This window comes from Streptomyces sp. NPDC006208 (assembly GCF_040613775.1).
Lineage (GTDB): Bacteria > Actinomycetota > Actinomycetes > Streptomycetales > Streptomycetaceae > Streptomyces.
On the sequence record NZ_JBEXSW010000075.1, the window covers coordinates 19,809 to 27,050 of the forward strand.

Here is a 7,242-nt window from a genome sequence, read left to right on the forward strand (position 1 = left end):
CGGACTTGCCGAGCGCGGACATCCGCATCGGCTACGCAGAGTGCCCGACCCTCGGCCAGGAACGCGACTCGCACCTCGACGCGCTCAGCAAGCAGGGCATCCCGAGGGACAAGATCTTCAGCCAGAAGATCAGCACCCGCGTGCGAGTCCGCCCCGCCTTCGACGAGGCGCTGAAGAGCACGGGAGATCAAGGCGCACGCCCCGCACCGCCAGGTCATCTTCACCGTCCACGCGACGAAGCGGCTGGGGCGCGATGCCGCCGAACCCACAGCGCTCGCCGACCACCTCACCGCCCACGGCCTGGTCCTGGAGAGATGCTCGCCCGGCCCCTGCCCGGCATCTACGACCCCACCGGCCCCGGCAAGCTGCTGTTCGCGTTCTTCGCAGCGATCGCGGAGACCGAGCGGGAGAACATCCGGGAGTCGGTGGTCGATACCGGTGGCTCGCGTATTCAACTGTCGCCGGTGCTCCTTGGAAACCTGGTCCGGTGGTGACCGCCAGCTGGGCCCCTGGGGAGTGTCCGAACGGAAAATAGCGGCAGACGTCAGGTGACGGTCCCGGCACGAGACCCTGTGCCGCCTCCGGCACCTGGTCCTCAGGCGGGGCGCTCGGCCATGACGACCAGACCCGGCCCGCTCTGCTCATCTGCAGGGAGCCGAAGTTCGGCGACCGGGCGCAGTCCAGCCTGCTCGATCAGGTCCACGAGCTGTTCCGGCCGCCACTTGTGCGTCGTCCAACGAACGGGTACACCTCCGTAGGCCTCGGTGCGCACCGCGTCTTCGTCGCCGACGTGTGTCGCGGTGATGAAGTGTCCGCCCGGCTTCAGGGCGCGCGCGAACAGGGCGAGAACCTGAGGAAGGACATCGCGAGGAAGGTTGAACAGTGACCACCACCCGAGCACGCCGCCAAGGGACGCTTCACCAAGGTCGAGGGCGGTGGCAGAGGCGACACTGAAGCGGCATTGCGGATGAAGACGGCGCGCGTTCTCGATCATTCGAGGAGAGAGGTCCACCCCGGACACGTCGAGTCCGCGTTCGGCAAGGTAGGCGGTCACCGTTCCGGGTCCGCAGCCGACGTCGAGGACAGGCCCGAGCTCGCTCACGGTGTCAGCGAAGGCATCGATTGATGCCGAGCCATGGATGGCTACGGATGTCTCCGACTCCCGTCGTCACCACCATGTGGGCGTAGTTGTCAGCCACCCGGTCATAGGACTTACGGACCACGTCGAGATCGGCGGGGCGGTCAATACGGTGTGCGCGCATCAGCCAACAATAGGACGACAGTCCTGGGAACATCGGAACGAAGACCGGGGCCAAGGATCTGTCGGCCTTGGTGGGCGGCTGACGGGGCATCGGTCGCGGGACCGCTCTGAAGTTGTCCCGCAGAGCGGCCCACTGTCTGTGGCATCGGTGGCACTGAGCTGCGACACCACCGCGCCGGAACTGCGCGAAGCGGTCCCGTTGTCCACGGCAAGGCCCTTGGCGCCGGTTCTCGGTCCATTGCTCCCCCGCGCCCTGGCCGGACAGTTGCCGAGTCCCGCCCTCGCCCCGATCCGGGTGAGCACGTCGTCGGCGGCCGCGGTCGGCATGACATCTCTTGCAACTCGTCCGTCCGGGACGAACCGAGGGCCCGCGCCGACCAGGCGCGGACCTGCGGGCAGTGTTCGCCGGCTTCGCCGTGTGGGTACCGTTTCCGTCATGCGCACACGACGACTGCTCCCCCTCGCCCTGACCGCGCTCCTGCTGGGCGCCACCGCTCCGGCAGCGACGGCCGCCCCCTCGGCCGACCCCTGCGGGTATTTCACCCGCAACCACCTGGCCTTCTACAACCACTGCACCAACGACGGCTCCCGCATCAAGATCAAGATCGACCGGATCAACTGGTGGGACACCACCCACTGCGTCGACCCCGGCACCACCCAACTCGGAACCACACAGCAGATCCGCAACGCCTGGTACACCGGCCGGCTCTGCTGAACTGGGCGGTAGTTGTCGAGCGGTCGTCCAGCACGCCGTCCTTCTCAGGGTGCTTGCTGCAGCACCCTGGGGCAGGGCGTTGTCCTCCCACTGGTCGACGACCTCGAGGCAGCCCGCGAGCACTTCGGAATACGGCGCCCAGCCGCCCTGCTCGGCGACGACGAGCTGGTCGTGCCCCTTCAGGCAGGAGGACGTGGCGAGTCCGCGACGCGGGAGTGTCCGGTGAAGCGGATCCCGATCCCGGCGCGCTCGCCGGCACGGGTGATGACGTCTCCGACGGATTCGGGCTGCAGCCCGGCCTCCATCACGGTGTGCCAGCGCGAGTGCAGGCGGCGCCACGCGTACCCGTCGGGGTCGTCGAGGCCGGCGGCCTGCCTCCACGCGGTACACGCGCGGACCGGGCAGATCGAGGAGCGGGAGCCGTAGGGGACGGGCACAACCCGAGGGCGGACCTTGGAGACGCGCAGGTCGGCCCGGATGCCGCCCGGGGTGTCCGCGTAGTCGCGTACCCGGTTGTGGGCCGGTTCGTGCTCGCGGCCGGCGACCGCGAAGTGCATGAGGACCTGCGTGAGGACCAGGGCACCGTCGCGCAGGCCCATGAGGTTGTCCGGGCGGGCGGCGCTGATCCGGGCAAGGTGCTCGACCAGCAGCGGCGGGGCCTGGACGCGGGTCTCGCCGTTGGCCTCCATCTGCTTGACGAGCTGCTTGAGCCGGTTGCAGGCGAGGCGGGCGACGCCCTCCTCCGGGGTGACGCCGTGCTCGGTGCGGGCGGAGACGACGGTGCCGGAGAGGCGGCGGTCGATGGTGGACGGTGCGGTGCAGGTGCCGGGCTTCGATCCGGGCTGGGTCCACAGCCACTCGGTGAACATCACCAGGGTGCCGGGGGTGACGGCGAGCAGGGGACACCGCTGTCGGCGCAGAACTTGCTCCAGCTCGCCCAGTCCTGGGCATAGCCCTTGCGGGTGCGCTCCGGGCGGCCGTCCGCGACGGCGGGCACGGCCTGGCCGCCGATGTGCTCCAGCGCGGCCCGGGTAGCGGGATCGTAGTCCTCGGGCCGGGCCGGCGGCGCCGAGGTGACGACCGGTACGACTGTTACCCGACTGTCTGTCATGACACGTCCTGTTCACCGGAGATGAGCCCGCTTCTGGACTCCCGGATATGGATGGGGAGGTTGTCCAGGCTCCAGAAGGACGCAGGGCAGAGCCACCAGGCACTGCAGTGCCGGCCCAGCTGTCCCGTCTCAGGCGATCCGCTCCCGGGACCACAGGGATCGCCGGTCGGCCAGCCGGGCCGCCCGACGCAAGACGGCTTCAGCAGGGGCGTGTTCCCGGGCAAGGCTTGGTCGTTCGGGCCGCTGTCGGCAATACGTGCAATGAGGATCACCGCAGACGCCTTCACGCCACTGGTCGCACACCACGCACAGCGCTGCGTCATACCGTTCGCAGTAGTCCTGCCCGGTGCCGCACCGCAGGCATGGTCCGGACTCCGGCCGGACGGCGGAGGGGCGCTTACGAGGCATCCCCCTGTGCGAAGTTCAGCATCTCCGCAACCACCATGGCTGAGACGGATCGCCATAGGAGTCCACGATCGTGCGGGCACAGAAACAACTCGTCAAGAGGACGCACCCGTCGCCGGAGCTCCCGCGACGCTCCCGGCGGAAGCCCGCACAGAGCCTGCTCCAGCATCTCTCGTGGATGAGCATCAGAGGGGCAGCACGCCTCAACTCCGCAGCCACGGAACTGCGGATCCGTCAGCCCACGGGCCGGCCCGTGAACAGTGCCGACCCACCGCGTCATCGCGTCGGCGATGGCCCCTGGCCACAGATGTGAATCCTCGAACGTGGCAATCTCGCTCTGTGCGCGCGCCGAGACCCCGGAAACGGTCTTCCTGCCATGCTCCGGGCGGAGCCTGCGCGACAGCTTGGCGCGCACCTGGCCTGGCCGTCTACGCGCCATAGGCCTTTCGTCGGTTCGTCATGGACGACATCCTCCCAGAGGGACGCCACATCGATCAATGCCCTATATCTACCCGCGGCATCAGCCGGAGGTCTTCGGAGAGAGCCCGGAACGGATGCCTGACAGCCAGGTCGGCCACGGCGAGGTTCCACGTCTCCCAAGGGCGGCGTGGCCCGGCGCGGACGGCGGCCGACCACGACGATGCCTGATCGCTGCGGGAAGGCCCGTGCAGTCCGACGGCATCGCCGTCGAGGTGACCCCCGTGAGCAGTGACCAAACCACGGTAACCATCGACCTGTTCGCGTCCGACGACCCGGCCCCCCGCTGCATCGACGACCCCGGCTCCCGCCAAGTGGGCCAAGTCGTCGTCGACATCACCGACCCGTCGGACGCGCACCCGCGGAACGACGCGTCATACGGCGCGCCGCCATCGACGGAAATCAACTCAACCTGACCGCGACCAAGCCGGGCAGCGGCCCCGACGCCACAGGTGTCCGCCTGACCTTGGCGTAGGCAGCCGGCCCAGCCGCAGATTGCAGGGGCAGGACCGAAGGTCACGCCCGGGGCGAACACGCGAGGTCCCCGCCACGCGGCAAGCGTGCACCCCAGGGGCCGCAGCCCCAGAAAGATCCCCCAGATAGGCACTGACGGTCTACTCGCGTTGGCGCAGCCGGAGTGCCTTCCCCCCAGTGGACAGGGCGAATTCCTCGTAACACTGCTGGCGGGGGTCCGGGCTCAGACGACGGCTGTCCAGTAGTCCAGGACCGGGAGATCCTGCCTCAGCAGGCTGAGCGCGGCGTTCCTTTGTCGGGAAGATCAGGCGGACGCCGACGTCTCGCAGGAAGGTACAGGAGGCGGAGTGCGTGGGCAGCGGGTCGAAGACGCCGAGGAGGGTGCCGTCGTCGTCCACGAGCGGCACGCCGCCGGCATAGCGAGGGTCTCCGACGCTCCGGCCGATGACCACGGGCACTCGGTGTTCCTGGGCGAGGCGGACGATGGCGCGCTGGATGCCGGGCAGCCTGCCCGAGTGCCGCGCGAGGGCCAGGCGAGTGTGATCGGCTCTCGCGATGAGTTCGATGGAGCGTGCGGCCTGGCGTGCCCACTGACGGCGGTCCTCGGCCTCTTGCTGCTGCTGTTCATCGTGCCGGAGTTCCTCCTCGTCGCGCTCGCCCGCCCGCAACTCCTCACGCACCCGGCGTCGTTCTTCCTCCCGCCTCGCGTTCTCGGCTGCCTTTTGCTTCTGCTGCTCCTGCCAGTCCGTATAGGACCTCTCAAGCCGGATGTGTGCCTCGGTGGTCCACACGGTCGCCAGAGACCGTGCCGTGCGCGACATGGCCACACGCGGTCTGTGCGAGACGATCTGCCCGGTGAACAGCCGGTTCATGAACTGAGCGATCGGGACGGGGTCTTGCGGCCACCACGTGGGGTGGGCGAACCGGGCCAGGCCCTCGACGACGGCCACACCGTTTTCACCCGCCGCCAGGCGCACCGAGGGGACGACGCCCAGCCATGGCGGCCGGGGACGGTCCGAGAACCACACCGAGGGCACCCCGTCCGCAGCCATGCGCTGCGTCCGGACTCGTATGTGGTCAGGGGTGATGGGCGCGAGCTGTGCCTACAGCGCGATCCGGCGACCGCCGGCCGAGGCTACGACGTCGGCGCGCCAGGCACGGCCGGGGCCGCTCACCTCCAGGTCGGCTGTCCACCCCGCGGCCCGGGCGGCAGTCGCCAGTTCCAACTTGAGGAGGTGGTGGGCCATCGACTCCTCGGCCAGCGCGCAGGCCCGGGCCCCGGGCAGATGCGCAAAGAACCTCAGCCCCCGCGGTGACACCTTGGCCCGCAAGCCGTGACCGCACTCCGGACACCTCAACTCGGCCAGCGGCCGGACCCGGTGAACCGCCTCCCATCTCCAGCCGCAGCCGAGATCCTCCACGGTCGCATCCAGGCGCCCTCGCTCCGGATGTACTGCCGTCAGCCCCATAACCCCTCCCCCGGCCCCTGGTCCCTGGTCCCCTCACACGATCCACAAGCAAGGGATCCTTCCCACGGCAAGACCACTCCACCACAGCGACACCGGCTGCGCCGGCGCCTTGCTCACAGGCCTAACCGGCTCGGCCATCAGCGCGCCCGTGCTGCACAAGCTCATCGGCCGCTGACGAGCGCAGAGAAGCCTTGGACCATGCGGCTTCGGGGCTTCTCCGCTGAGCCACGGGCAACACGCAGCCCTGCGCGATGCAGCCGCCGGCCAGTCCTGTGTCGGCGTTCTCCTCCGAGTGCTCTCCCAAGTGCAGACAAACGTGCACCGCTCGGCGGTCGGCCAGACGGAGGGACCGGCCGGTGTCGCAAACGTCCCAACGCGAGCCGGTCGTTCCCCCCACCGGCAGGCCGGCCTCTCAAGACGTGGCCTGGTACACGTTGGGCATCCTGATCTCACGGACGTTCGCGAACTTGCGCGCAGGTATTGCTTGGATACTGATGACCTGGGACCGGTTGCTGGGCGGCGTCTGCCAGGTCTTTGAGGGCGCGCTGGACGACGACTGCGTCGCCGGATCCATCTCGGCAGTGTGGCGGGAGCGACAGCACGGGACACCAGCCGGTGAGCTCGTCGACAGTGCGCCCCACGGAGGCGTGGCTGAGCGTCCCGCCCACGGAGGAGACCCGGGCCCCGCCCCCCACCCCTCCCCTTGCGGTCCCCTGACAAGGCAGCCGCATCGCAAGGGGCGTCCACATGGCCGACGTACGGGCGGAGGATGGCAGCGGCAGCCGGGGGCCGAGGCTGCCGCGCTGAGTCCTCCGCTGGAATTCGAAGCGGTTTATGTGGCCGACCAGGAAGCCTTCCACTCCTACGCCTTGACGTCCCTGAGCAGCGATGAGGCTGCCGAAGAGGCGGTGCACCAGGCTTTGCTGATGGTGCTGTGCCATTGGGACCTGCTGCTTATGGAGCGTTCGGACGGGCGAACAGCTCCTTGTGCAGTGCGGACACGTCGCGTACCGGGAACCGGACCACGCCATGCGGGCGGCCGTCGCCGTCACCCAAGCGAGTCGTTCTCCACCCACGAGGGCCTGGCTGCCGCCCGCGCCCGTGCTCGCACGCAAGGACGTCCCACCCACCCGTCAACGAGGGCCTCATCCGCGCTGCCCGACCCGGCCAACAGCGTCACGGCCATCGCCGGGATGCTCGGCGTCTGCGTCGGCACGCTCTACAACCGCATCCGGGGCCGGAAGAGCTCCGGAACTCCTGCGTCCCGTGCCCGTTGGAGGGAAGTGGCCATCCGACCCCCACCGCTCCGTGCGGTGGGGGTCGGAGGCAC

Annotated in this window: 7 protein-coding genes and 1 pseudogene; 3 read left to right on the top strand and 5 right to left on the bottom strand. The window is 69.3% G+C overall.

What is annotated here, in order from left to right:
- The first annotated feature begins 314 nt into the window (after positions 1-314).
- Complete coding sequence (locus tag ABZ208_RS36865) at positions 315-494, top strand: hypothetical protein (protein ID WP_356913821.1); 180 nt, start codon at positions 315-317, stop codon at positions 492-494.
- A 101-nt stretch (positions 495-595) separates the two neighbouring features.
- Here the strand turns inward: ABZ208_RS36865 and ABZ208_RS36870 are convergent.
- A pseudogene (locus ABZ208_RS36870) lies at positions 596-1,262 on the bottom strand (class I SAM-dependent methyltransferase).
- A gap of 435 nt (positions 1,263-1,697) precedes the next feature.
- Here ABZ208_RS36870 and ABZ208_RS36875 point away from each other — a divergent pair.
- Complete coding sequence (locus tag ABZ208_RS36875) at positions 1,698-1,976, top strand: DUF6355 family natural product biosynthesis protein (protein WP_356913822.1); 279 nt, start codon at positions 1,698-1,700, stop codon at positions 1,974-1,976.
- Between the two features lie 179 nt (positions 1,977-2,155).
- On the opposite strand, the gene ABZ208_RS36880 is transcribed toward ABZ208_RS36875, so the two are convergent.
- Together ABZ208_RS36880 and ABZ208_RS36885 are read right to left on the bottom strand one after the other, a co-directional pair.
- Positions 2,156-2,845: an integrase gene (locus ABZ208_RS36880; protein WP_356913823.1), complete on the bottom strand. Its 690-nt coding sequence runs from the start codon at positions 2,843-2,845 to the stop codon at positions 2,156-2,158.
- A complete protein-coding gene (locus ABZ208_RS36885; protein ID WP_356913824.1) occupies positions 2,845-3,087 on the bottom strand; it encodes a hypothetical protein in 243 nt (80 codons plus the stop codon). The genes ABZ208_RS36880 and ABZ208_RS36885 overlap by 1 nt, the downstream gene beginning before the upstream one ends.
- Positions 3,088-4,157: 1,070 nt before the next feature.
- Here ABZ208_RS36885 and ABZ208_RS36890 point away from each other — a divergent pair.
- Complete coding sequence (locus ABZ208_RS36890) at positions 4,158-4,385, top strand: hypothetical protein (RefSeq protein WP_356913825.1); 228 nt, start codon at positions 4,158-4,160, stop codon at positions 4,383-4,385.
- A gap of 198 nt (positions 4,386-4,583) precedes the next feature.
- On the opposite strand, the gene ABZ208_RS36895 is transcribed toward ABZ208_RS36890, so the two are convergent.
- Both ABZ208_RS36895 and ABZ208_RS36900 read right to left on the bottom strand, forming a co-directional pair.
- The gene (locus tag ABZ208_RS36895; RefSeq protein ID WP_356913826.1) at positions 4,584-5,495 is read right to left on the bottom strand and encodes a hypothetical protein; all 912 of its coding nucleotides are present in this window, start codon (positions 5,493-5,495) and stop codon (positions 4,584-4,586) included.
- A gap of 51 nt (positions 5,496-5,546) precedes the next feature.
- On the bottom strand, positions 5,547-5,912 hold the full coding sequence (locus tag ABZ208_RS36900; protein WP_356913827.1) for a hypothetical protein: 366 nt from the start codon (positions 5,910-5,912) through the stop codon (positions 5,547-5,549).
- Positions 5,913-7,242 lie beyond the last annotated feature (1,330 nt).